We start from the raw sequence: 22,501 nt of genomic DNA, 5'->3' as shown, positions 1-22,501 counted from the left end.
GATCTCCGAAGGGGGAGGTCGGATCGTGACGACCACCAGCTCCAAGGTTGCCATCAAGCCGCTCGAGGACCGCATCGTGGTCCAGCCGCTCGACGCGGAGCAGACCACCGCCTCTGGCCTGGTCATCCCGGACACCGCGAAGGAGAAGCCCCAGGAGGGCGCCGTCCTCGCCGTGGGCCCGGGCCGCTTCGAGAACGGCGAGCGCCTTCCGCTCGACGTGAAGGTCGGCGACGTCGTGCTCTACAGCAAGTACGGCGGCACCGAGGTGAAGTACAACGGCGACGAGTACCTCGTCCTCTCGGCTCGCGACGTGCTCGCGATCATCGAGAAGTAAGTCACCCCAAGGCACCTGACACAGATGCTTTGAACTGCGCCCCTGACCCCCTGGCTTCTCCGCGGGCGTCCAGGGGCGCAGTTTTTTTCAACGATTTCCGAGAGGGCTGAATCGCTCCCATGGCGAAGATCCTGAAGTTCGACGAGGACGCCCGTCGCGCCCTTGAGCGCGGCGTCAACAAGCTGGCCGACACGGTGAAGGTGACGATCGGCCCCAAGGGCCGCAACGTCGTCATCGACAAGAAGTTCGGCGCCCCCACCATCACCAACGACGGTGTCACGATCGCCCGCGAGGTCGAGATCGAGGACCCGTACGAGAACCTCGGCGCCCAGCTGGTGAAGGAGGTGGCGACCAAGACCAACGACATCGCGGGTGACGGCACCACCACCGCCACCGTGCTCGCCCAGGCCCTGGTCCGCGAGGGTCTGCGCAACGTCGCCGCCGGTGCCTCCCCGGCCGCCCTCAAGAAGGGCATCGACGCCGCCGTGAAGGCCGTCTCGGACGAGCTGCTCGCCACCGCGCGCCCGATCGACGACAAGTCCGACATCGCCGCCGTCGCCGCGCTCTCCGCGCAGGACCAGCAGGTCGGCGAGCTCATCGCCGAGGCGATGGACAAGGTCGGCAAGGACGGTGTCATCACCGTCGAGGAGTCCAACACCTTCGGCCTGGAGCTCGACTTCACCGAGGGCATGGCCTTCGACAAGGGCTACCTCTCCCCGTACATGGTGACCGACCAGGAGCGTATGGAGGCCGTCCTCGACGACCCGTACATCCTGATCAACCAGGGCAAGATCTCCTCCATCCAGGACCTCCTGCCGCTGCTCGAGAAGGTCATCCAGGCCGGCAGCTCCAAGCCGCTCCTGATCATCGCCGAGGACGTCGAGGGCGAGGCCCTCTCCACCCTCGTCGTCAACAAGATCCGCGGCACCTTCAACGCCGTCGCCGTCAAGGCGCCCGGCTTCGGTGACCGCCGCAAGGCGATGCTCCAGGACATGGCCACCCTCACCGGTGCCACCGTCATCTCCGAGGAGGTCGGCCTCAAGCTCGACCAGGCCGGTCTGGACGTGCTGGGCAGCGCCCGCCGCGTGACCGTCACCAAGGACGACACCACGATCGTGGACGGCGCCGGCTCCTCCGAGGACGTCCTCGGCCGCGTCAACCAGATCAAGGCCGAGATCGAGTCCACGGACTCCGACTGGGACCGCGAGAAGCTCCAGGAGCGCCTCGCCAAGCTGGCCGGCGGCGTGTGCGTGATCAAGGTCGGCGCCGCCACCGAGGTCGAGCTGAAGGAGAAGAAGCACCGTCTGGAGGACGCCATCTCCGCGACCCGCGCCGCGGTCGAGGAGGGCATCGTCTCCGGTGGTGGCTCCGCGCTCGTCCACGCCGTCAAGGTCCTCGAGGGCAACCTCGACAAGACCGGCGACGAGGCCACCGGTGTCGCGGTCGTCCGCCGCGCCGCCGTCGAGCCGCTGCGCTGGATCGCCGAGAACGCCGGCCTCGAGGGCTACGTCATCACCGCGAAGGTGGCGGAGCTCGACAAGGGCCAGGGCTTCAACGCCGCCACCGGCGAGTACGGTGACCTGGTCAAGGCCGGCGTCATCGACCCGGTGAAGGTGACGCGCTCCGCCCTGGAGAACGCCGCCTCGATCGCCTCCCTCCTCCTCACCACCGAGACCCTCGTGGTGGAGAAGAAGGAAGAGGAGCCGGCGGACCACGGCCACGGCCACGGTCACGGCCACTCCCACTGAGGCACGCCCTCAGGGATCGTGAGGCACCCCTCGGGGATCTGACGCCCGAGCGTCACGAGGCCCGGTGCTCCCGTCGCGGGAGCACCGGGCCTCGGCCTTTCCCCGGGTGACTACGCCTCGACCGCGCCCAGCTGCCCCATCAGCCCCAGCAGGTCGTACTGCCACCAGCCCTCGGCGATCTTGCCGTCCTCCCGGAAGCGGTGGACGACGGTGCCGGTCATCTCGACGTCCATGCCGGTGGGCTGGAGCCCCATGAAGTCACCGTTGTGGCTGCCCCGCCACGTCCAGCGGGTGCACACCCGGTCGCCCTCGGCGATCTGGTCCTCGACGGTGAAGGAGAAGTCGAAGCCGCCCCGCCACATCTCCACCTCGCGCCGGACGGCGTCCATGCCGATGACGTCCTGCTCGTTGGTCGGGTCGTGGTCGTGGTAACCCTCGGCGATCACCTCGTCGAGCAGCGCGAGCTCCGGCTCGCCCGCGATCATGTCGAGGAGCCGCCGGGCGGTGGCCTTGTACAGCGCCTCGTCCCGTACGACGTCCAGGTCGGTGAAGGTCGGCAGTTCGTCGCAGAGCGCGACCATCTCCCGGAAGATCCGGTCGGTCTCGGGCAGCTGCGAATTGCGCATGGCCACGTCGTACGAGGGGAATTCGACGATCTCCACGACGTGGGAGGCGTCGGAGCGGTCCTTGCCGACGATGCTGTGGGTGGCGGTGCGCTTGCCCTTGGTCTGCTCGACCCACCGGTCCATCAGACGGCTGAGCTCGTCGACCCGGCTGGTCTTGCAGTCGATGATCTGTACGAAGGTCATGGCGCCTCCCGGAGACGTCTCCCGGACCCGCTCGGACCCCCCTCTGACCCCTCCATCTTAGGACCGGACCCACGGACCGGCGGCGTCACGCGGAGCGCCGCAGGTCCGAGGCCCGCACCGGCTCGGCGAACGGCTCCCCCCGCCCGTAGCGTGCGATCTCCTCCAGCGCCTGGTCGGCCATCCGGTGCAGCTCGTTGCCGAGCGAGCCGGCCACGTGCGGGGTGAGCAGGACGTTCGGCAGGGTGTAGAGGGGGGAGTCGGGCGGCGGGAGCTCCGGGTCCGTCACGTCCAGGACCGCGTGCAGGCGGCCCGCCACCAGGTGGGGGAGGAGGGCCTCCTCGTCGACGAGGGAGCCGCGGGCGGTGTTGATCAGGGTCGCGCCGTCCGGCATCGCCGCGATCCGCTCCGCGCTGATCATCCGGTGCGTGGCCGGGAGCTGGGGCGCGTGGACGGAGACGACGGTGGAGCGGGCGCAGAGCTCGTCGAGGCCGACGCCCTCCGCGCCGAGCGCACGCGCCTCGTCCTTCGTCACGTACGGGTCGTGGAGCAGCACCTCGAAGTCGAAGGGGCGGAGCAGTTCCAGTACCCGGCGGCCGATCCGGGAGGCGCCGACGATGCCGACGGTCCTGCGGTGGTTGCCCCAGTCGGCGGAGGCGGTGAGCCAGTCGTGGCCGGTGCGCAGCTCGGCGTACCGGCGGGCGGAGTGGAGGACCCGTTTCCCGGCGAAGAGGATCGCGGCGAGGGTGTACTCGGCGACGGGCAGGGCGTTGGCGGCGGCGGCCGAGGTGACGGCGATGCCGCGCTCCCAGCAGGCGTCGGTGATGTGGTGCTTGACCGAGCCGGCGGCGTGGACGACGGCCTTCAGGCGCGGGGCGCGCCTGAGCACCTCGGCGGTGAGCGGGGTGGCGCCCCAGCAGGTGAGGAGGAGTTCGGCCTCGGCGAGCGCGGCGGCGGCCCCGGGGGCGGGGGCGGCGAGGTCGTGGGCGACCAGGTGCGGGTCGGTGCGGGTGAGCGCGGCGAGGCGGGTGCGGTGGGTGTCGGTGAGGAGGCGGTCGGCGACGCCGGGGCCCATGGCGAGCAGGAGCCGGGGGCGGGAGCCGGGGACGGGGCCGTTGTCGGTGGTCGGGCGCATCCTGGGATCTGTGTTCCTCACTTGACGCTGCCGGCGGTCAGACCCGCCTTCCAGTGGCGCTGGAGGGAGACGAAGGCGACGACGAGGGGGACGACCGCGAGCAGGGAACCGGTGACGACGAGAGGGTAGTGGTCGGGTTCGGCGTGGGCGTTGCTGTTCCAGGCGTAGAGGCCGAGGCTCAGCGGGAAGAGCTTCTGGTCCGAGAGCATCACCAGGGGAAGGAAGAAGTTGTTCCAGATCGCGGTGAACTGGAAGAGGAAGACGGTCACGAAGCCGGGCATGACCATGCGCAGGCCGATGGACCAGAAGGTGCGCAGTTCGCCGGCCCCGTCGATGCGGGCGGCCTCCAGGGCCTCGTCGGGTACGTAGCCGGCGCTGAAGACCCGGGCGAGGTAGACGCCGAAGGGGTTGACGAGGACGGGCAGGAGCACGGCCCCGTAGGTGTTGACGATGCCGACCTCGCTGGCCAGCAGGTACATGGGCAGGGCGAGCGCGGTGGTGGGGACGAGGACGCCGAGCAGGACGACGCCGAACAGCTTCTCCTTGCCCCGGAAGTCGTACTTGTCGAAGGCATAGCCCGCGGCGACGCTGATCAGCGAGCAGGCGAGGGCGCCCAGACCCGCGTAGAGCAGGCTGTTGAGGTACCAGTGGAAGTAGATGCCGTCGTTGTGGCCGGCGAGGCGGCGGAGGTTGCCGCCGAGGTCGAAGCCCTCGAAGGAGAAGGCGTTTCCGGCGAGGAGCCCCCCGGCGTCCTTGGTGGCGGCGGTGAGCAGCCACACGAGGGGGAAGAGCATGTAGACGACGGCGAGGACGAGGGCGCCGTTGACGGCGGCCTTCGACAGCCAGACGTTCACGGGGCGCGGGGTGCTCATGCGCGCTTCCCCTTCCGGTCGGTGAGACGGGTGACGGCGAAGGACAGCAGCGCGGCCGCAAGGGCCAGCAGGACGGAGGCGGCCGCGGCCAGGCCGTAGTCGTTGCGGTCGAACGCGGCGGTGTACGCGTACATGTTGGGCGTCCAGGTGGAGGTGACGGCCGATCCGGTGCCCTTGTTGAGGATCAGCGGTTCGGTGAACAGCTGGAGCGAGCCGATGACGGTGAAGAGGGCGACCATCCCGAGCGAGGCCCTGATCAGCGGGAGCTTGATGGCGAACGCGGTCCGCCAGGAGCCGGCGCCGTCGACGGTGGCGGCTTCGAGGACCGAGCGGTCGATGGCCTGGAGGGCCGCGTAGAAGATCACCATGTTGTAGCCGAGCCATTCCCACAGCGCGATGTTGACGACGGAGGGGAGGGAGCCCTCGGGGGAGAAGAAGTCGAAGCCGACGCCGCCGGCCTCCATGGCCCGCACGACCGGGCTGAGCTGCGGGGTGTAGAGGTAGACCCAGATCAGGGCGGCGATGATGCCGGGGACGGCGTGCGGCAGGAACAGCGCGAGCTGGAAGAAGCGGCGGGCGCGGGCGAGGGCCGAGTCGAGCAGCAGGGCGAGCGCGAGGGCCCCGGCGAGCAGCAGCGGGATGTAGAGCAGGCAGTAGCCGAGCAGCACGCCGAAGCCTTCGAGGAAGGCCCGGTCACCCAGCGCCGCGGTGTAGTTGTCGAGTCCGTTGAAGACGGTCTCGGCGCCGCCGAAGCCGAGCCCCGACTGCTTCTCGGTGAAGAGGCTGAGCCAGACCGCGTAGCCGATCGGCACCACCATCACCGCGGTGAAGAGCAGGAAGAACGGGGTCAGCAGGGTCGCCGCGGCGCGGGTGCGGGCCTTCATCGGGGTCAGCCCTCGACCTTCAGACCGCGCCGGGTGAGCTCGGCGACGGTGGCCCGGTGGCCCGCCTCGACGGCGTCGGCGATGCCGGGGCCGCCCTTGGTGATCTTGCCGAAGTGGTCCTTGATGGTGGTGTTGGTGGTGCCGGTGGTCGGCCCCCAGGCCCAGTGGGCGTCGATGGAGGCGCCGGCCTGTTCGAAGAGGGCGTAGATGTCCTGGCCGCCGAAGTAGCTCGCGTCGAAGACCTGCTTGGCGACCGGCCGCAGGGCGGTGGCGGCGGGGAAGGCGCTGGAGGTGCCGGAGGCGATGCGGGCCTTCACACCGGCCTCGGTGGTGGACATCCACTCGGCGAACTCGACGGCGGCGGCCTTCTTCTCGCTGTCCTTGGTGACGGCGAAGGAGGTGCCGCCGAGCATGCCGCTGGCGGGGGTGCCCCAGTGCGGCACGGGGGCGACGGCCCACTTGCCACTCTGCTCGGGCAGGGTGCCCTTGAGGACGCCCGCGCCCCAGGATGCGCCGAGGTAGCCGAGGGTGGTGCCGTTCTTGAGGGAGCCGGTCCACTCGGGGCTGAAGGAGGCGTTCTTGTGGACGAGGCCGGCGTCGAGGAGGCCCTGCCAGTAGGCGGTGACCCTGGTGGTGGCCGGGTCGGTGGTGTCGATCTTCCAGGTGTCGTCCTCGGCCTTGAACCACTGGGCACCGGCCTGCCAGGCCATGGCTTCGAAGGTGGTCGGGTCGTCGGGGAAGAAGGTGGCGATCCGGGCCTTGGGGTCGGCCTTCTTCACCTTCTCGGCGGCCGCCTTGAACTCGTCCCAGGTCGTGGGGACGGTGACCTGGTACTTCGCGAAGAGGTCCTTGCGGTAGTAGAACGCCTGCGGGGCGGCGTCGAAGGGCACGGCCCAGTTCTTGCCGCCGAGGGTGGTGAGCTCCACCGCCTGCGGCAGCAGCCGGGCGCGGTCCTGTTCGGTGAACTCGGCGCCGATGTCCTGGAGGGCGCCGGAGGACACGAACTCCGGGAGCGAGGCGTATTCGATGGAGACCAGGTCGGGGGCGTTGCCGGCCTTCACGGCGTTGGAGATCTTGGCGTAGCCGCCGGCGGTGCCTGAGGGGATCTCCTCGAACTTCACCCGGATGTTCCGCTGGGCGGCGTTGAAGGCGTCGACGACGTCCTTGGAGCCCTTGGCCCAGCCCCAGAAGGTGATGGTCACGGGCTTGTCCGGGGTGCCCTTGCCGACGGTCTCGTCACCGCCTCCGCCGCAGGCCGTGAGGACGGCGAGCGCGGCGGCGGTGACGGCCACGGCACGGGTGGTTCTGCTCCTGCTGCTCCAACGACGGCTCACGGCACGGCTCCTGACGGCGGCGCGGACGGGGTTGGCCGTGATCCTGAGCCGCTTCGTGAGCGAAGTCAAGAGCGAAAGATTGATTGATCGAAAAAGGAGCAGAAACGCTCAGGCGTCGTTCAGGCCCCCGGACGCCCCGCACGAGGCCCGCACCCGCAGCCGCGGCAGCAGGCTCAGATGGCGCCGGGCCCAGTCCTCCTCGGCCGCCGCCGCGGGCCGGGTCAGCCGCTCCACCAGCAGTTCCGTGGCGTGCCGGCCCACCTGCCGCTTCGGCGGGGCGACCGCGGTGAGCGGGATGTCGGCGAGGGCGGCGACCTCGTCGTCGTACGCGATCAGGGCCAGGTCCTCCGGCACCCGCACGCCGAGCTCGGCCAGCCGCTGCACGATCTGGATCGCGTCCACGTCGTTGTGCACCAGGGCCGCGCTCGCCCGCCCCGAGACCACCGCCTCGTACAGGGCCCGCACCGCGCGCTCGAAGCCCTCCGGATCGCTCTCCGCCGGTACGGAGTCGATGACCGCACGCGGCTCGGTCAGGCCCAGCGCGCCCAGCGCCTCGGCGTACCCGGCCCGCACCGCGAGCGCCGTCGGGCTGTCCCCGCGCGCCACCAGGAGCGGAGTCGCGTGACCGAGGCCGATCAGATGGCGCAGGGCGAGCAGGACTCCGTGCGCGTGGTCCGAGGAGACCCGGTCGAGGCCGTCGAGGGGAGTGCCCGGATCGGCCCGGCGCTCCAGGAGCACGGCCGGCACCGGCAGCTTCGCCGGCCAGTCCCCGTACGCGAGCCGGTCCTCCGGGCCCCGCCAGCCCGGCGCGACGAGCACGCCCTCGGCGCCCGCCGCGATCAGGCCCTCGGCGCGGGCCCGGTCCTCCTCGGGCCGGTAGTCGGAGATCCGCAGCACGAGCCGGGCCCCCGCCCGGGCCGCCGCCTCGTGCGCCCCCCGGATGACCTCGGCGAAGTAGTACGTGGCGGAGGGCGCCAGCAGTCCGAGGACCAGGCCGCCGGGGGTGCCCTGCGCACCCGGGACGCCCTGGCCGCGGGGCCAGGAGACCTGGCCGTGCACGCGGTCGAGCAGCCCCTTGCCGGCCAGCGTCTCGACGTCCCGGCGCGCGGTCACGGGGGAGACCCCGAGCAGGCCGGCCAGGTCGGAGACCCGGGCCGTGCCGCGCTCGCGCACCAGGGCCAGCAGTCGGTCGTGTCGTTCGGCAGCACTCTCGCGCACGGCGCGGTCCCCCTTGCGGTGGTGGTGGTCTCCCGACCTTAGACCAGGCCGGGGCTGGAATGATCGAATGGAAGGAGTTTCGATCATTCGCTCGATCTCCTCTTGACAGACGATCGAAGCGTCCTCAGGATGCGGGCGACGCCGACGTCACCCAGCGAGTTCCAGGGAGCATCATGCCCGCGCCGCCCGAGGACCGTGAGCCCGAGCACCGTGAGCGGGAGGACCGCGCGCCGGAGGACCGTGGACCCGGCGAACGTGAGCGGGAGGACCGCGAGCCCGAGGACGACCACGAGCTCAGCCCGTACACCGGATGGACCCGGTCCCACTGGGAGCGCACGGCCGACCGCCTCCTCCTCGCCGTCCGCCCCCACGCCTCACCCGGCAAGGGCCTGATCCACCTCCCCGGGCCCCGCCCCAGCAGGTCCGGCGTCCGCTCCGACGGCCTGGAGGGCTACGCCCGGACCTTCCTGCTCGCCGCCCTCCGGGCCGCCCACGGCGACGACCCGCACGGCCACCTCGACCGCTATGCCGAAGGGCTCGCCGCCGGGACCCGGCGGCCCGGCGGCAGCGGACCCGAGGACTGGCCGCTCCTGACCCGCACCCGCCAGGCGGTCGTCGAGTCCGCCTCCGTCGCCCTCGCCCTGCGCCTCACCCGCCACCGCCTCTGGGACCGGCTCGACGACCCCGTCCGGCAGCGCGCCGTCGACTGGCTGCTCCCCGCCCTCGAACCGTCCCCCGTCGACAACAACTGGTGGCTCTTCGGCCTCACCGTCGCCGGCTTCCTCCAGGACGCCGGCATCGAGCCCGACCGCGCCGCCGCCACCGTCGAACGCTCCCTGGAACGCGTCGAGCAGTGGTGGCTCGGCGACGGCTGGTACAGCGACGGCGACAACCGCGCCTTCGACCACTACAACGCCTGGGCCCTGCACTTCTACCCGGTCCTGCACGCCCACCTCGCCGGCGACCGCGCGCTCCTCGACCGGTACGGACCCCGCCTGCGCGCCCAGCTCGACGACCACGTCCACCTCTTCGACGGCAACGGCGCCCCCGTCCCGTACGGGCGCTCCCTGACCTATCGCTTCGCCGCCGCCGCGGCCCCCTGGCTCGGCGCCCTCACCGGCCAGACCCCGCTCACCCCCGGCGCCACCCGCCGCCTCGCCTCCGGCACCCTGCGCTACTTCCTCGACCGGGGCGCCACCGACGACCGAGGGCTGCTCACGCTCGGCTGGCACGGCCCCTACGAGCCGGTCCTGCAGAGCTACTCCGGGCCGGGCTCCCCCTACTGGGCGTCCAAGGGCTTCCTCGGTCTGCTGCTGCCCGCCGGCCACCCCGTGTGGACCACCACCGAGGAACCACTGCCCGCCGAACGCGCCGACACCGTACGGGCCTTCGGACGCACCGGGCTGCTCGTCCAGACCACCGCCGCCGACGGACTCGTCCGCCTCCACAACCACGGCAGCAACCACGTCGGCAGCACCGAAGGCGGCGAGGACGACCCCGGCTACGCCCGCTACGCCTACTCCACCCGTACGGGTCCGACCACCGCCCCCGACCCGGCCGACAACCACTTCGCGCTCCTCGGCCCCGACGGCACGGCCACCACACGGGGCCCCGCCACCCCGCTCGGCACCGGCAGCGGGAGGGGCACGGACACCGGCCTTGCCGCCTCCGCCCAGCGCCCGCTGCCCGGCGTCCGCGTCCTGTCCGCCACCCTGGTCCACGGCCGCGCCGAGGTCCGCGCCCACCTCGTCCTGGGCGCCCCGGAAGGGACGCCCGTACGGCAGACCGGCTGGGCCACCCACGCCGACGGACCCGTCGCGCAGCTCCACCCCGTGCACGGCTACCGGCCGGGCACCACCGAACTGCCCACCGGCGCCACCCTCCAGGGCCCCGGCCCGACCCGTACCCTCGCGCTGCACGGCACGACGAGCGGACCCGAGGCCCTCTTCGTGGCCCTCGCCTCACTCACCGCCGAACCCGGCCCGGCCCCCGTGACCGACCTTGCGCGCGTCCGGGTCACGGGCCCCCGCACGCTCACCGTGACCTGGCAGGACGGCGGCACGGACGATCTCGTGCTCTCCGAGGGCCCCGGCGCGGACCGACCGCCGCGCCGGGTCGCGGCGGCGACCGGTGCGGCGACGTCGAAGGCCGCCGGCTTCCCCACCACGACCGTCCCCACGCCGATCACGAACAGGCCGCTGCCCTCGTCCGGCCAGTCGTAGGACGCGGCGGCGGTCAGGCCCTCGCCGTGGCACCGGGCGCGGCACCAGCGACCCGCGCCCGTCCGCGCACGGCCGGACCGCGCTCCGAAGGACCCCCTGCCCCCGAAGAAGCCTCGCCCAAGGCCGCCGCCCGGAAGCACCCTCGCCCCAAGGCCCCTGCCCGGAAGCACCCCCGCCCCGAGACCCCTGCCCGGAAGCACCCCCGCCCGAAGAAGCCTCGCCCCGAGGCCGCCGACCGGAAGCACCCTCGCCCCCCAGGCCACCGCCCCGAAGCCCGCTGCCCTTCGCCTACTTGGGCCCGTACTTCCGACCCGCCCGGGAGGAGACGCCGCCCAGCAGACCGCGCGGCGCCAGCTTCACCACGCCCATCAGCGCCTTGTACCGGGGGTCGGGGATCGACAGCGTCCGCCCCCGGGCCAGGTCGGTGAGGGCCGCCGCCACCAGCTTGTCCGCGTCCAGCCACATCCAGCCGGGGATGTTGTCCGTCCCCATCCCCGCCCGCTGGTGGAACTCCGTCCGCACGAACCCCGGGCACAGTGCCATCAGCCGCACCCCGCTCCCCGCCAGGTCCCGCGCCGCGCCCTGGGTGAACTGCACGACCCACGCCTTCGACGCGCCGTACGTCCCGCGCGGCACGAACGCGGCCACCGAGGCGACGTTCACCACCCCGCCCCGGCCCCGCGACCGCATCGAGTCCGCAGCCGCCGAGGTCAGCCGCAGCACCGCCTCGCAGTGCACCTTCAGCATCTTCAGCTCGTCGGCCATGGACACTTCGAGGAACCGGCCCTTGTTGCCGAACCCCGCGTTGTTCACCAGGAGATCGACCGGCCGCTTGGGGTCGGAGAGCCGCGCCTCGACGGTCGCGATCCCGGCCTCCTCGGACAGGTCGGCCGCGAGCACCTCGGCCTCGATCCCGTGCCGGTCGTGCAGTTCGGTCGCCTGTTCCCGGAGCCGCTTCACGTCGCGTGCCACCAGCACCACGTCGTGTCCGTCCGCGGCGAGCCGCCGTGCGAAGGCGGCGCCGATGCCCGCGGTCGCGCCCGTAATCAGTGCAGTCGTCATGGGCGCACGTTAACCCGCGCCGTGTGAACGCCGTGTGCGGGAGTTGAGGGCGTCCGTCCGCACCGCCCCCCGCCGTCCGTCCGCGCCGCTCCCCGCCGGTCCCGGTCGTCCGCCCCGCCCTCCTCCCCGTCGTCCCCCCTACCGCTCCCCGCTCTCCTCGCCGTACTTCTCCGTGTACGCGCGCGCGAGCGCGAGCAGCCCCGACTCCATCCACTCGGCCGCCACCAGCGTCTCGGGCAGCAGCGTCCGGTCGGCCGTGGCCGCGTGGTGCAGACGGGCGACGGTGATGCCGTGGGAGGGGCGGTGGACGACCTTCACCGGGTCGCCGGCCCGGACCTCGCCCGGGGTGATCACGCGGAGCAGCGCGCCGGGCCCGGCCGCGGACTCGTTGAAGCGGCGGACCCAGCCCTTCTCCTCCAGGAAGCCGGCGAAGGTGCGGCAGGGGATGCGGCCGCCGGTCACCTCCAGGACCACCTCGTCGCCGATCCGCCAGCGCTCGCCGATCAGGGCGCCGTTGACGTCCAGGCCGCGGAGGGTGAGGTTCTCGCCGAAGGACCCCGCGGCGAGGGTGCGGCCGAGCTCGGCCTCCCACCGGTCCAGGTCCTCGCGGGCGAAGGCGTACACGGCGCGGTCGGCTCCGCCGTGGAAGCGCAGGTCGCAGACGGCGTCCCCGGCGACCCCGCTCGCCCCCTCGGGGCCGGGCGCCGCGATCCGTACGGGTCCCTCGACCGGGCGCTTGTCGATGCCGGTCCTCCCCGAAGGGGCGTTGGTGTAGTCCACGGCCGTGGGGCGGCCCGCGTTCACGCTCAGCAGTTCCATGGGGGCACCCTAACCAGGGCTTTTCTCCCGCTCCTCAAAGTTTGGCAGCGGAATTCGCCTCGACACCCAAGAGGCGCTTATGCTCGAAAGATGATCGAGGCCCGCCACCTCCGCGTCCTGCGCGCCGTCGCCGCCACCGGCTCCTTCTCCGCCGCGGCGCGCGAACTCGGCTGCACCCAGCCCGCGGTGAGCCAGCAGATGAAAGCGCTCGAATCCTCCGCCGGCACCCCTCTGCTGGTCCGCACCGGACGCGAGATGCGGCTGACCCAGGCGGGCGAGGCCCTGGTCCGGCACGCCGCCGGCATCCTCGCCGGGCTCACCGCCGCCGAGGAGGAGGTCGCCGCCATCGCGGGTCTGCGGGCCGGCCGGGTGCGGCTGGTGTCCTTCCCGAGCGGCAGCTCCACCCTCGTCCCCACCGCCCTGGCCGCCCTGCGCGCCGCCCACCCCGGCACCCGGGTCTCCCTCGTGGAGGCCGAGCCGCCGCGCTCGGTGGAGATGCTGCGCGAGGGCGACTGCGACGTGGCGCTCGCCTTCCGGTACGGGACGGGGCCCGCGGGACCGGACAGCTGGGAGGACCTGGTGGTCCGTCCGCTGCTCGCCGACCGCCTCGTCGGGCTCGTCCCGGAGGGCCACCGGCTGGCCGGCGCCGGGTCGGTCACCATCGGCGAACTGGCAGAGGACCCCTGGATCGCGGGCTGCCCCCGCTGCCGTCGCCAGCTGGTGGACGTCTGCGAGCGGGCGGGCTTCACGCCCCGGATCGACTTCGCCACCGACGACTACCCGGCCGTGGTGGGCCTGGTGGGCGCGGGGCTCGGCGTCGCCGTCCTGCCGGAGCTGGCCATCGAGTCCGTACGGCCGAGGGGGGCCGTCGCCGTGACGGTGGAGCCGCCCGTGGAGCGGGAGATCGTGGCGCTGACCCTTCCGGACCTGGCCCAGGTCCCGGCCGTCGCGGCCACTCTGGACGAACTCGGCCGGGCCGCCCGCCGCGCCGTGGGCCACGCGAGGACCGCCGGGGCGGCCTGACCGGGGTCACGCTCCCGAGGCCGATCGGGTGACACCCCGCTGCCGCCGTACGGGTGGTCCCTCCGCCCGCCGTACGGGTGGATTCGCGTCCCCGTCCGGCTCAGCGCCCTGCGCCGTGCGGGTGAACGGCCGTGGACCGTCCGGGTGAGGGCGTGCGGCCGCCGGAGTGAGCGGCGCGCGTCCGTGCGGGTGACGGCTCCGCCGCCGTACGGGCGACGGGCCTGCCTCCGGGTCCGGCCGTACGGGTGGCCCGGGGTCGGGCCGTCCGGGTGGCCGCCGGAGCGCGTCAGGGTCGTGTGCCGGGGCCGCGCGGAACTACGGAGCGCCGGTCCGGGTGGGCGCCGGTCCGGTGCGTCACCCCGTCACCTTCCCGTGCTCTCCGCCGAATTGAGGCGAAGGCGTGTGGTTTTTCCCTGCTCAGGGTGAAGAAACGTTACTTCAGGCGTGGGCCACGCCTGCCGAGCTCGCGGCCGAGGCCCGCGTCGCGGCTCCGGAGGGGGCCGCGTGGGCCGTCGGGGCCGACGTGGTGACCAGGCGGTTGCGCGCCCGGCCCATGAGCTCCTCGCGTTCGTCCTCGGTGAGGCCGCCCCAGACGCCGTAGGGCTCTCGTACGGCGAGTGCGTGTGCCGCGCACTCCGCGCGCACCGGGCACCGCATGCAGACCTCTTTAGCCGAGTTCTCGCGCGCACTCCGTGCCGCGCCGCGCTCTCCCTCGGGGTGGAAGAACAGCGAGCTGTCGACTCCTCGGCAGGCCGCGAGGAGCTGCCAGTCCCACAGATCGGCGTTGGGTCCGGGAAGGCGGGAGAAATCTGCCATTGCGCTTGTCCCCTTGAAACCGTGTCGAACGGATAGGTGGGCGGGTGGATGGCTGCGGGTGGATGGCTGGTGGACGGGGGCGGTTCGCCCCTCATGGGGTCTCGGTTACCCGCTCCCGCGGGAACGATCCGACCGTACAACTACTGACTGAGTAGATGTAAATATGACTCATTGCGAATCTAGCCACAGACACCGCGAAAAGGGAAGAAAACCCGCTAAATGGGGCATAGCTTCGAGGTGAAGGACGGATGACCTGCGACGCTCTCCTCCGCGTACGGTCCCTTACGTAGAGTGCCGAAGGCGGCCGTCCGACCCGTAACTCTTTCGAGTGACCGTCGTTGAGAGTGCGGAGGCGGTTGAAGGAAGAAGCGCTCGGGCAGGTGTCCGAGGGCTCGACCGCACAGGTGACGATTCGTACCAGCCCTGGAGGCTCAAGGTGACGCGCATCAGCTGCGAGGGCCGCGGAGGTCAGGCATGACATCCGTGCTCGTCTGCGACGACTCCCCGCTTGCCCGAGAGGCGCTCCGCCGCGCGGTCGCGACCGTGCCCGGCGTCGAGCGCGTGACCACCGCGGCCAACGGCGAGGAAGTCCTCCGCCGCTGGGGCGCGGACCGTTCGGACCTGATCCTGATGGACGTGCGCATGCCCGGCCTGGGCGGCGTGGAAACCGTCCGCCGGCTGCTCTCCGCGGATCCGGGCGCCCGCATCATCATGCTCACCGTCGCCGAGGACCTGGACGGCGTGGCGCTCGCCGTCGCCGCCGGTGCCCGTGGCTATCTGCACAAGGACGCCTCGCGCGCCGAGCTGCGGGCCACCGTCACCCAGGCCCTCGCCGACCCGACCTGGCGGCTCGCCCCGCGCCGGCTGCGGTCGGCCGAGATGGGCGCCGCGCCCACCCTCACCGCCCGTGAGATCCAGGTCCTCGAAGGCATGAGCCACGGCCGGTCCAACGCCGAGATCGGACGCGAGCTGTTCCTCTCCGAGGACACGGTCAAGACCCACGCCCGCCGCCTCTTCAAGAAGCTCGGCGCCTCCGACCGGGCGCACGCCGTCGCCCTCGGATTCCGCTGGGGTCTGGTCCGCTGACCTGCGGCCATCGGCCGCATCCCCGTCCGCCACGGGGCGGACGGGGTGGGCTTGTGTCACTTCCCCGCGGAATGCCGCATCCTTGAAGGCGTGGAGTTCCTCGGGGACGAGACGAACCAGCGAGCCGGAATCGAGCGGAAGGGGAGGGCGCAGGGGATGAGTGCCGGCGCACCTGCTCATAACGCTTCGGTGCACAACTACGAGCGCGGTGCCGCGAACGAGCAGGCGTCGGGGCACCATGGAGCGATGCGCGACGACGAGACCATGGGGTCGCCCGTGCCCGCCGGGCCGGGGGAGATCGGTGCGCTCGTCCACCGCGCCGTCGAGGGGGACGCGCAGGCCACGCACGACCTCCTCGCGCGCGTGCACCCGCTCGCCCTGCGCTACTGCCGTACGCGGCTGAACCGGCTGCCGGGTGATGCCCGCCACTTCGTGGAGGACCTCGCCCAGGAGGTGTGCGTCGCCGTCCTCATGGCGCTGCCGCGCTACCGGGACACCGGCCGGCCCTTCGAGGCGTTCGTCTTCGCCATCGCCGGCCACAAGGTCGCCGACCTCCAGCGGGCCGCCATGCGGCACCCCGGCTCGACGGCGGTGCCCTCCGACGAGATGCCCGAGCGCCCCGACGACTCCCTCGGCCCCGAGGAGCGCGCGCTGCTCAGCGACGACGCCGAGTGGGCCAAGAAGCTGCTCGCCAACCTCCCCGAGAACCAGCGCGAGCTCCTCGTGCTGCGGGTGGCCGTCGGGCTGACCGCCGAGGAGACCGGGCAGATGCTCGGCATGTCCCCCGGCGCGGTGCGGGTGGCCCAGCACCGCGCGCTCAGCCGGCTGCGGGCGCTGGCCGAGCAGTAGCCGCCGGCGGTGTCCGAGCAGTAAGGGTTGGGCGGGGCCGCTGTCCCTCACGTACACGTACGAACGTCCAAAGCTTTCCGGCGATCTTGCTCGTGGAATGAGACACCGTCGCGGCCCGTTAGCATGGACATCCGCACCGATCAAGGCCATTGGGGAAGGTGTCATGACCAACGTCGACGGAGTGCCCGAGAAATTCGCGACACTCGGGCTGACCTACGACGATGTGCTGCTGCTGCCGGGCGCCTCCGAGGTGCTTCCCAACGCGGTCGACACCTCGTCCCGCATCTCCCGCAACGTACGGGTCAACATCCCGCTGCTGTCCGCGGCGATGGACAAGGTGACCGAGTCCCGCATGGCCATCGCGATGGCGCGGCTCGGCGGCGTCGGCGTGCTGCACCGCAACCTCTCCATCGAGGACCAGGTCAACCAGGTCGACCTGGTCAAGCGCTCCGAGTCCGGCATGGTCACGGACCCCATCACGGTCCACCCCGAGGCGACGCTCGCCGAGGCGGACGCCCTGTGCGCCAAGTTCCGCATCAGCGGTGTCCCGGTCACCAACCCGGCCGGCAAGCTGCTCGGCATCGTGACCAACCGCGACATGGCCTTCGAGAGCGACCGCAGCCGTCAGGTCCGCGAGGTCATGACGCCGATGCCGCTGGTCACCGGCAAGGTCGGCATCTCCGGCGTGGACGCCATGGAGCTGCTGCGCCGCCACAAGATCGAGAAGCTTCCGCTGGTCGACGACGAGGGCATCCTCAAGGGCCTGATCACCGTCAAGGACTTCGTCAAGGCGGAGAAGTACCCGAACGCCGCCAAGGACGCCGAGGGCCGGCTGCTCGTCGGCGCGGCCGTCGGTGCCAGCCCCGAGGCCCTGGAGCGCGCCCAGGCGCTCGCCGCCGTCGGCGTGGACTTCCTGATCGTCGACACCTCCCACGGCCACAACAGCAACGCCCTGAGCTGGATGTCGAAGATCAAGTCGAGCGTGAACGTCGACGTGATCGGCGGCAACGTCGCCACGCGCGACGGCGCCCAGGCCATGATCGACGCCGGTGTCGACGGCATCAAGGTCGGCGTCGGACCGGGCTCGATCTGCACCACCCGTGTGGTCGCCGGCATCGGCGTCCCCCAGGTCACCGCCATCTACGAGGCCTCGCTCGCGGCCCGCGCCGCCGGCGTCCCGCTGATCGGCGACGGCGGCCTGCAGTACTCCGGCGACATCGGCAAGGCCCTGGCCGCCGGCGCCGACACCGTGATGCTCGGCAGCCTGCTCGCGGGCTGCGAGGAGTCGCCCGGCGAGCTGCTCTTCATCAACGGCAAGCAGTTCAAGTCGTACCGCGGCATGGGGTCGCTCGGCGCCATGCAGTCCCGTGGCCAGGGCAAGTCCTACTCGAAGGACCGCTACTTCCAGGCCGAGGTCACCTCGGACGACAAGCTCGTGCCCGAGGGCATCGAGGGCCAGGTGCCCTACCGCGGCCCGCTGGCGAACGTCCTGCACCAGCTCGTCGGCGGTCTGCGCCAGACGATGGGCTACGTGGGCGCCGCCACCATCGAGGAGATGGAGTCCAAGGGCCGGTTCGTCCGGATCACGTCCGCGGGCCTCAAGGAGAGCCACCCGCACGACATCCAGATGACCGTCGAGGCGCCGAACTACAGCAGGAAGTAACGCTGCGCGACGCGTGGGGCGGTTCCGGCATGTGGCCGGAGCCGCCCCACGCGCGTGTGTCGGGGATACTGGTAGGCGCAGACGTAGAGGGAAAGGCCACACATCGTGACTGAGATCGAGATCGGGCGCGGCAAGCGCGGCCGCAGGGCGTACGCGTTCGACGACATCGCCGTCGTACCGAGCCGGCGCACCCGGGACCCGAAGGAGGTCTCGATCGCCTGGCAGATCGACGCCTACCGCTTCGAGCTGCCCTTCCTGGCCGCCCCGATGGACTCGGTCGTCTCGCCGCAGACCGCCATCCGCATCGGCGAGCTGGGCGGCCTCGGCGTGCTCAACCTCGAGGGCCTGTGGACCCGCTACGAGGACCCGCAGCCGCTGCTCGACGAGATCGCCGAGCTCGACGAGGCCGCCGCGACCCGCCGTCTGCAGGAGATCTACGCCGCCCCGATCAAGGAAGAGCTGATCGGGCAGCGCATCAAGGAGGTGCGCGACTCGGGTGTGGTCACCGCCGCCGCGCTCTCCCCGCAGCGCACCGCCCAGTTCTCCAAGGCCGTCGTCGACGCCGGCGTGGACATCTTCGTCATCCGCGGCACGACCGTCTCCGCCGAGCACGTCTCCGGCGCGGCCGAGCCGCTGAACCTGAAGCAGTTCATCTACGAGCTGGACGTCCCGGTCATCGTCGGCGGCTGCGCCACCTACACCGCGGCCCTGCACCTGATGCGCACCGGCGCCGCGGGCGTCCTGGTCGGCTTCGGCGGCGGCGCCGCCCACACCACCCGCAACGTGCTCGGCATCCAGGTCCCGATGGCCACCGCCGTCGCCGACGTGGCCGCGGCCCGCCGGGACTACATGGACGAGTCCGGCGGCCGTTACGTGCACGTCATCGCGGACGGCGGTGTCGGCTGGTCCGGCGACCTGCCCAAGGCGATCGCCTGCGGCGCCGACGCCGTCATGATCGGCTCCCCGCTCGCCCGCGCCACGGACGCCCCCGGCAAGGGCCACCACTGGGGCATGGAGGCCGTCCACGAGGACGTGCCGCGCGGCAAGCTCGTCGACCTGGGGATCGTCGGTACGACCGAGGAGATCCTCGCCGGTCCGTCGCACACCCCCGACGGCTCGATGAACTTCTTCGGCGCCCTGCGCCGCGCGATGGCCACCACGGGCTACAGCGAGCTCAAGGAGTTCCAGCGCGTCGAGGTCACGGTCGCCGACGCCCAGCACAAGCGCTGACCCCGTACTCCACGCACGGCGAAGGGCCCCGCACCGGGTGGTGCGGGGCCCTTCGCGCATCGGCCCGGTCGCGGCGGCCGGCCCGCTCACAGCCGGTGGGCCGCTCCCGCGGGGGTGGCGCCGCGGGTGTCCAGGAGGAGCTGGGCCTTCACCGACAGGCCCTGGAGGTCGTAGGTGCGGTGGTGCTGGAGCAGGATCGTGAGGTCGGCGTGGGCGGCGGCCTCGTAGAGCGAGTCGGCGCGGGGGACGGGCAGCTCGCGGACGCGCCAGTCGGGGACGTACGGGTCGTGATAGCTGAGCTGGGCGCCCAGGTCCATCAGCCGGCGGGCGATCTCGTCGGCGGGGGAGCCCTGCCGGTCGGCGAGATCGGGTTTGTACGTGATGCCGAGCAGGAGCACCCGGGCGCCGCGGGCGGACTTGCCGTGCTCGTTGAGGAGCGTGGCGCTGCGCTGGACGACGTACTGCGGCATGCGCTCGTTGACCTGGCCGGCGAGTTCCACGAGGCGCAGCGGGCGGTGGCCGCCCAGGCGGTCGACGGGGACGCCGTGGCCGCCGACGCCGGGTCCGGGGCGGAAGGCCTGGAAGCCGAAGGGCTTGGTCTCGGCGCAGCGGATGACGTCCCAGAGGTCGACGCCGATCTCATGACAGAGCACCGCCATCTCGTTGACGAGGGCGATGTTGACGTGCCGGAAGTTGGTCTCCAGGAGCTTGACCGTCTCGGCCTCGCGCGGCCCGCGCGCGCGGACCACCTTGTCGGTGAGGCGGCCGTAGAAGGCGGCGGCGGACTCGGTGCAGGCCGGGGTCAGGCCGCCGATCACCTTGGGCGTGCCGGCGAGCGCGTGGGCGCCCTGGGCCCCGCCGGGCGCGCGGCGGCCGGGGTCGAGGCGGCCGGGGGAGTAGGCCAGGTGGAAGTCGCGGCCGGCGCGCAGCCCGGAGCCTCGCTCCAGCAGGTCGCGCAGCGGCCCCTCGGTGGTGCCGGGCGGCACCGGTGACTCCAGGAGGACGGTGGTGTGGGGGCGCAGCCGCGCGGCGAGGGAGCGGGCGGCGTCGGTCACGGCGGTGAGGTCGAGTGCGCCGTCCGGTCCCGGTGGGGTGGGAGCGCAGATGACGGCCGTGCGGACCCGCCCGAGCTCGGCGGAATCGAGCGCGGGCCGGAAGCCGGCGGAGAGCATCCGGCGGATCTCGGCGGCGGTGAGGGAGCCGTCGACGGGGGGCCGCCCGGCGGCGAGCTCGGCGACGGGGCGTGGATCGGTGTCGTAGCCGACGGTGGCGATGCCGGCGGCGGTGGCTGCCTGGGCGAGGGGGAGTCCGTGGTGACCGAGGCCGATGACGGCGAGATCAGCGGGCATGGGGTGGGCCGTCCTTCCCAGTAGCCGGAGGGGACGTGGTGCGCAACCCCTGTGGACCGAAGGGGGCTGACGCAATGTCAGACTAAGCGTAAATATGACCGATATGTCGTATTGGACGGTGGAGCGTCGCCGAGTGTTGTCCACAGGCTGGGGCCGGGGCGGTGGCTGAAGTCGCGAGGGCGGGACAGAATCGAGACTGTGAGCCGGACCACACGCGTCGGGCGGCCGGCGGTGCGGGCCGCACCCGGGGGCGGGTGGGACCGGACCGCCGACACACGGGGGACGACGGGAGGCAGCAGCCGTGAGGACAGCGACACTGGGACCCGCCGAGCGCGAAGCAGCGCTCGCGGCCATGGCCGAGCGCGAACTGGACGTCTTGGTCGTCGGCGCCGGAGTCGTCGGCGCCGGCACCGCACTCGACTCCGTCACCAGAGGTCTCACCACCGGCCTCGTCGAGGCCCGTGACTGGGCGTCCGGCACCTCCAGCCGGTCGAGCAAGCTGATCCACGGCGGACTGCGCTATCTGGAGATGCTCGACTTCGCCCTCGTCCGCGAGGCCCTCAAGGAGCGCGGCCTGCTCCTCGAACGGCTCGCACCCCACCTGGTCAGGCCCGTCCCCTTCCTCTACCCCTTGCAGCACAAGGGCTGGGAGCGGCTGTACGCGGGCTCGGGCGTCGCCCTGTACGACGCGATGTCCGTCTCCTCGGGCCACGGCCGCGGCCTGCCGGTGCACCGGCACCTCACCCGCCGGCGCGCCCTGCGGGTCGCCCCCTGCCTCCGGAAGGACGCCCTCGTCGGCGCCCTGCAGTACTACGACGCCCAGATGGACGACGCCCGCTTCGTCACCACCCTCGTCCGCACCGCCGCGAGCTACGGCGCCCACGTCGCCGGCCGGGCCCGCGTCGTCGGATTCCTGCGCGAAGGCGAACGGGTGGTCGGCGCCCGCGTCCAGGACGTCGAGACCGGCGGGGAGTACGAGATCAGGGCCCGTCAGATCGTCAACGCCACCGGCGTGTGGACCGACGACACCCAGGCCCTCATCGGCGAGCGCGGCCAGTTCCACGTCCGCGCCTCCAAGGGCATCCACCTGGTCGTCCCCAAGGACCGCATCCACTCCACCACCGGGCTCATCCTGCGCACCGAGAAGTCCGTCCTCTTCGTCATCCCCTGGGGCCGCCACTGGATCATCGGCACCACCGACACCGGCTGGGACCTCGACAAGGCGCACCCGGCCGCCTCCAGCGCCGACATCGACTACCTCCTGGAGCACGTCAACGGGGTGCTCGCGACCCCGCTCACCCGCGACGACGTCCAGGGCGTCTACGCGGGCCTGCGCCCCCTGCTCGCCGGCGAGTCGGACGCCACCAGCAAGCTCTCCCGCGAACACACCGTCGCCCACCCGGTGCCCGGACTGGTCGTCGTCGCCGGCGGCAAGTACACGACCTACCGGGTCATGGCCAAGGACGCCGTCGACGAGGCCGTCCACGGACTCGACAAGCGGGTCGCCGCCTGCGTCACCGAGGACACCCCGCTCCTGGGCGCCGAGGGCTACAAGGCCCTGTGGAACGCCCGCGCCGGCATCGCCGCCCGCACCGGCCTCCACGTGGCCCGCGTCGAGCACCTGCTCAACCGCTACGGCTCCCTGACGGAGGAGCTCCTCGACCTCATCGCCGCCGACCCGTCCCTCGGCGCGCCCCTGCCCGCCGCCGAGGACTACCTGCGGGCCGAGATCGTCTACGCCGCCTCCCACGAGGGCGCGCGGCACCTGGACGACGTCCTCACCCGGCGCACCCGCATCTCCATCGAGACCTTCGACCGGGGCACCCGCAGCGCCCGCGCATGCGCCGAACTCATGGCCCCGGTGCTCGGCTGGGACGCCGGCCAGATCGACAAGGAGGTCGAGCACTACGAGAAGCGGGTCGAGGCGGAGCGCGAGTCCCAGCGCCAGCCGGACGACCTGACGGCGGACGCGGCACGGCTCGGAGCACCGGACATCGTGCCGATCTGACAGGCTGAGGGCACCCTCCTCGTGCGGAAAAGGTGATCGGAGT

At 72.3% G+C, this 22,501-nt stretch carries 19 protein-coding genes; 9 read left to right on the top strand and 10 right to left on the bottom strand.

Translation table 11 applies throughout. The features are described 5' to 3' along the window. Positions 1 to 25: 25 nt before the first annotated feature. Both groES and groL read left to right on the top strand, forming a co-directional pair. Entirely contained in the window at positions 26 to 334 is a 309-nt protein-coding gene (groES, locus tag ABD954_RS13175) for a co-chaperone GroES (protein ID WP_066995800.1), read from the top strand. 119 nt (positions 335 to 453) lie between these two features. After that, positions 454 to 2,082, top strand: coding sequence for a chaperonin GroEL (gene groL / locus ABD954_RS13170; RefSeq protein ID WP_345486216.1), 1,629 nt, complete (start codon positions 454 to 456; stop codon positions 2,080 to 2,082). A 110-nt stretch (positions 2,083 to 2,192) separates the two neighbouring features. On the opposite strand, the gene ABD954_RS13165 is transcribed toward groL, so the two are convergent. The 6 genes from ABD954_RS13165 to ABD954_RS13140 all read right to left on the bottom strand — a co-directional run bounded on the left by ABD954_RS13165 (position 2,193) and on the right by ABD954_RS13140 (position 8,331). Further along, positions 2,193 to 2,891 carry an ester cyclase gene (locus tag ABD954_RS13165; RefSeq protein ID WP_345486215.1) on the bottom strand — a complete coding sequence of 233 codons (699 nt, stop codon included), beginning with the start codon at positions 2,889 to 2,891 and terminating at the stop codon, positions 2,193 to 2,195. 85 nt (positions 2,892 to 2,976) lie between these two features. Then, positions 2,977 to 4,023, bottom strand: coding sequence for a hydroxyacid dehydrogenase (locus tag ABD954_RS13160; RefSeq protein WP_345486214.1), 1,047 nt, complete (start codon positions 4,021 to 4,023; stop codon positions 2,977 to 2,979). 17 nt (positions 4,024 to 4,040) lie between these two features. Next, positions 4,041 to 4,895, bottom strand: a complete 855-nt coding sequence (locus tag ABD954_RS13155; protein ID WP_345486213.1) for a carbohydrate ABC transporter permease — start codon at positions 4,893 to 4,895, stop codon at positions 4,041 to 4,043. Continuing rightward, positions 4,892 to 5,779, bottom strand: a complete 888-nt coding sequence (locus ABD954_RS13150; RefSeq protein ID WP_345486212.1) for a carbohydrate ABC transporter permease — start codon at positions 5,777 to 5,779, stop codon at positions 4,892 to 4,894. Before ABD954_RS13150 ends, ABD954_RS13155 begins: the two co-directional genes overlap by 4 nt. A 5-nt stretch (positions 5,780 to 5,784) precedes the next feature. Continuing rightward, complete coding sequence (locus tag ABD954_RS13145) at positions 5,785 to 7,113, bottom strand: ABC transporter substrate-binding protein (protein ID WP_345492133.1); 1,329 nt, start codon at positions 7,111 to 7,113, stop codon at positions 5,785 to 5,787. Between the two features lie 108 nt (positions 7,114 to 7,221). Continuing rightward, on the bottom strand, positions 7,222 to 8,331 hold the full coding sequence (locus tag ABD954_RS13140; RefSeq protein ID WP_345486211.1) for a substrate-binding domain-containing protein: 1,110 nt from the start codon (positions 8,329 to 8,331) through the stop codon (positions 7,222 to 7,224). Between the two features lie 173 nt (positions 8,332 to 8,504). Here ABD954_RS13140 and ABD954_RS13135 point away from each other — a divergent pair, with 173 nt between their 5' ends. Beyond that, entirely contained in the window at positions 8,505 to 10,553 is a 2,049-nt protein-coding gene (locus ABD954_RS13135; RefSeq protein WP_345486210.1) for a DUF2264 domain-containing protein, read from the top strand. A 288-nt stretch (positions 10,554 to 10,841) separates the two neighbouring features. Here ABD954_RS13135 and ABD954_RS13130 read toward each other — a convergent pair whose 3' ends face one another. Both ABD954_RS13130 and ABD954_RS13125 read right to left on the bottom strand, forming a co-directional pair. After that, positions 10,842 to 11,615, bottom strand: a complete 774-nt coding sequence (locus ABD954_RS13130) for an SDR family NAD(P)-dependent oxidoreductase (protein ID WP_345486209.1) — start codon at positions 11,613 to 11,615, stop codon at positions 10,842 to 10,844. A gap of 138 nt (positions 11,616 to 11,753) precedes the next feature. Continuing rightward, positions 11,754 to 12,434, bottom strand: coding sequence for an MOSC domain-containing protein (locus tag ABD954_RS13125; RefSeq protein WP_345486208.1), 681 nt, complete (start codon positions 12,432 to 12,434; stop codon positions 11,754 to 11,756). A 90-nt stretch (positions 12,435 to 12,524) separates the two neighbouring features. Between ABD954_RS13125 and ABD954_RS13120 the strand changes: the two genes are divergently transcribed. Further along, a complete protein-coding gene (locus ABD954_RS13120) occupies positions 12,525 to 13,457 on the top strand; it encodes a LysR family transcriptional regulator (protein ID WP_345486207.1) in 933 nt (310 codons plus the stop codon). Between the two features lie 438 nt (positions 13,458 to 13,895). On the opposite strand, the gene ABD954_RS13115 is transcribed toward ABD954_RS13120, so the two are convergent. Continuing rightward, entirely contained in the window at positions 13,896 to 14,273 is a 378-nt protein-coding gene (locus ABD954_RS13115) for a WhiB family transcriptional regulator (protein ID WP_345486206.1), read from the bottom strand. Between the two features lie 474 nt (positions 14,274 to 14,747). On the opposite strand from ABD954_RS13115, the gene ABD954_RS13110 reads away from it, so the two are divergent. The 4 genes from ABD954_RS13110 (at position 14,748) to ABD954_RS13095 (ending at position 19,101) form a co-directional block, all read left to right on the top strand. Next, on the top strand, positions 14,748 to 15,359 hold the full coding sequence (locus tag ABD954_RS13110) for a response regulator transcription factor (protein ID WP_003948568.1): 612 nt from the start codon (positions 14,748 to 14,750) through the stop codon (positions 15,357 to 15,359). A 246-nt stretch (positions 15,360 to 15,605) separates the two neighbouring features. Further along, a complete protein-coding gene (locus ABD954_RS13105; RefSeq protein ID WP_345486205.1) occupies positions 15,606 to 16,208 on the top strand; it encodes a sigma-70 family RNA polymerase sigma factor in 603 nt (200 codons plus the stop codon). A gap of 163 nt (positions 16,209 to 16,371) precedes the next feature. After that, positions 16,372 to 17,871, top strand: coding sequence for an IMP dehydrogenase (gene guaB / locus ABD954_RS13100; RefSeq protein ID WP_345486204.1), 1,500 nt, complete (start codon positions 16,372 to 16,374; stop codon positions 17,869 to 17,871). A 105-nt stretch (positions 17,872 to 17,976) separates the two neighbouring features. Continuing rightward, the gene (locus ABD954_RS13095; RefSeq protein WP_345278501.1) at positions 17,977 to 19,101 is read left to right on the top strand and encodes a GuaB3 family IMP dehydrogenase-related protein; all 1,125 of its coding nucleotides are present in this window, start codon (positions 17,977 to 17,979) and stop codon (positions 19,099 to 19,101) included. An 86-nt stretch (positions 19,102 to 19,187) separates the two neighbouring features. Here ABD954_RS13095 and ABD954_RS13090 read toward each other — a convergent pair whose 3' ends face one another. Continuing rightward, positions 19,188 to 20,450 (bottom strand): nucleotide sugar dehydrogenase, encoded by a 1,263-nt coding sequence (locus tag ABD954_RS13090; protein ID WP_345486203.1) that lies wholly within the window; start codon positions 20,448 to 20,450, stop codon positions 19,188 to 19,190. A gap of 301 nt (positions 20,451 to 20,751) precedes the next feature. Here ABD954_RS13090 and ABD954_RS13085 point away from each other — a divergent pair, with 301 nt between their 5' ends. After that, positions 20,752 to 22,458, top strand: a complete 1,707-nt coding sequence (locus ABD954_RS13085; RefSeq protein ID WP_345486202.1) for a glycerol-3-phosphate dehydrogenase/oxidase — start codon at positions 20,752 to 20,754, stop codon at positions 22,456 to 22,458. Positions 22,459 to 22,501 lie beyond the last annotated feature (43 nt).

Source organism: Streptomyces roseoviridis, assembly GCF_039535235.1.
Taxonomy (GTDB): Bacteria; Actinomycetota; Actinomycetes; order Streptomycetales; family Streptomycetaceae; genus Streptomyces; species Streptomyces roseoviridis.
The sequence above is the reverse complement of the archived record's forward strand: the minus strand, read 5'-3'. Positions and strand labels throughout refer to the sequence as shown.

Bases quoted from the DNA above. Each gene is read 5' to 3' on its own strand.
- ABD954_RS13160 (WP_345486214.1), bottom strand. From the start codon at position 4,023: ATGCGCCCGACCACCGACAACGGCCCCGTCCCCGGCTCCCGCCCCCGG.
- ABD954_RS13105 (WP_345486205.1), top strand. From the start codon at position 15,606: ATGCGCGACGACGAGACCATGGGGTCGCCCGTGCCCGCCGGGCCGGGG.
- ABD954_RS13165 (WP_345486215.1), bottom strand. From the start codon at position 2,891: ATGACCTTCGTACAGATCATCGACTGCAAGACCAGCCGGGTCGACGAG.
- guaB (WP_345486204.1), top strand. From the start codon at position 16,372: ATGACCAACGTCGACGGAGTGCCCGAGAAATTCGCGACACTCGGGCTG.
- ABD954_RS13125 (WP_345486208.1), bottom strand. From the start codon at position 12,434: ATGGAACTGCTGAGCGTGAACGCGGGCCGCCCCACGGCCGTGGACTAC.
- ABD954_RS13155 (WP_345486213.1), bottom strand. From the start codon at position 4,895: ATGAGCACCCCGCGCCCCGTGAACGTCTGGCTGTCGAAGGCCGCCGTC.
- ABD954_RS13135 (WP_345486210.1), top strand. From the start codon at position 8,505: ATGCCCGCGCCGCCCGAGGACCGTGAGCCCGAGCACCGTGAGCGGGAG.
- ABD954_RS13120 (WP_345486207.1), top strand. From the start codon at position 12,525: ATGATCGAGGCCCGCCACCTCCGCGTCCTGCGCGCCGTCGCCGCCACC.
- ABD954_RS13110 (WP_003948568.1), top strand. From the start codon at position 14,748: ATGACATCCGTGCTCGTCTGCGACGACTCCCCGCTTGCCCGAGAGGCG.
- ABD954_RS13090 (WP_345486203.1), bottom strand. From the start codon at position 20,450: ATGCCCGCTGATCTCGCCGTCATCGGCCTCGGTCACCACGGACTCCCC.
- groL (WP_345486216.1), top strand. From the start codon at position 454: ATGGCGAAGATCCTGAAGTTCGACGAGGACGCCCGTCGCGCCCTTGAG.
- ABD954_RS13115 (WP_345486206.1), bottom strand. From the start codon at position 14,273: ATGGCAGATTTCTCCCGCCTTCCCGGACCCAACGCCGATCTGTGGGAC.
- ABD954_RS13130 (WP_345486209.1), bottom strand. From the start codon at position 11,615: ATGACGACTGCACTGATTACGGGCGCGACCGCGGGCATCGGCGCCGCC.
- ABD954_RS13150 (WP_345486212.1), bottom strand. From the start codon at position 5,779: ATGAAGGCCCGCACCCGCGCCGCGGCGACCCTGCTGACCCCGTTCTTC.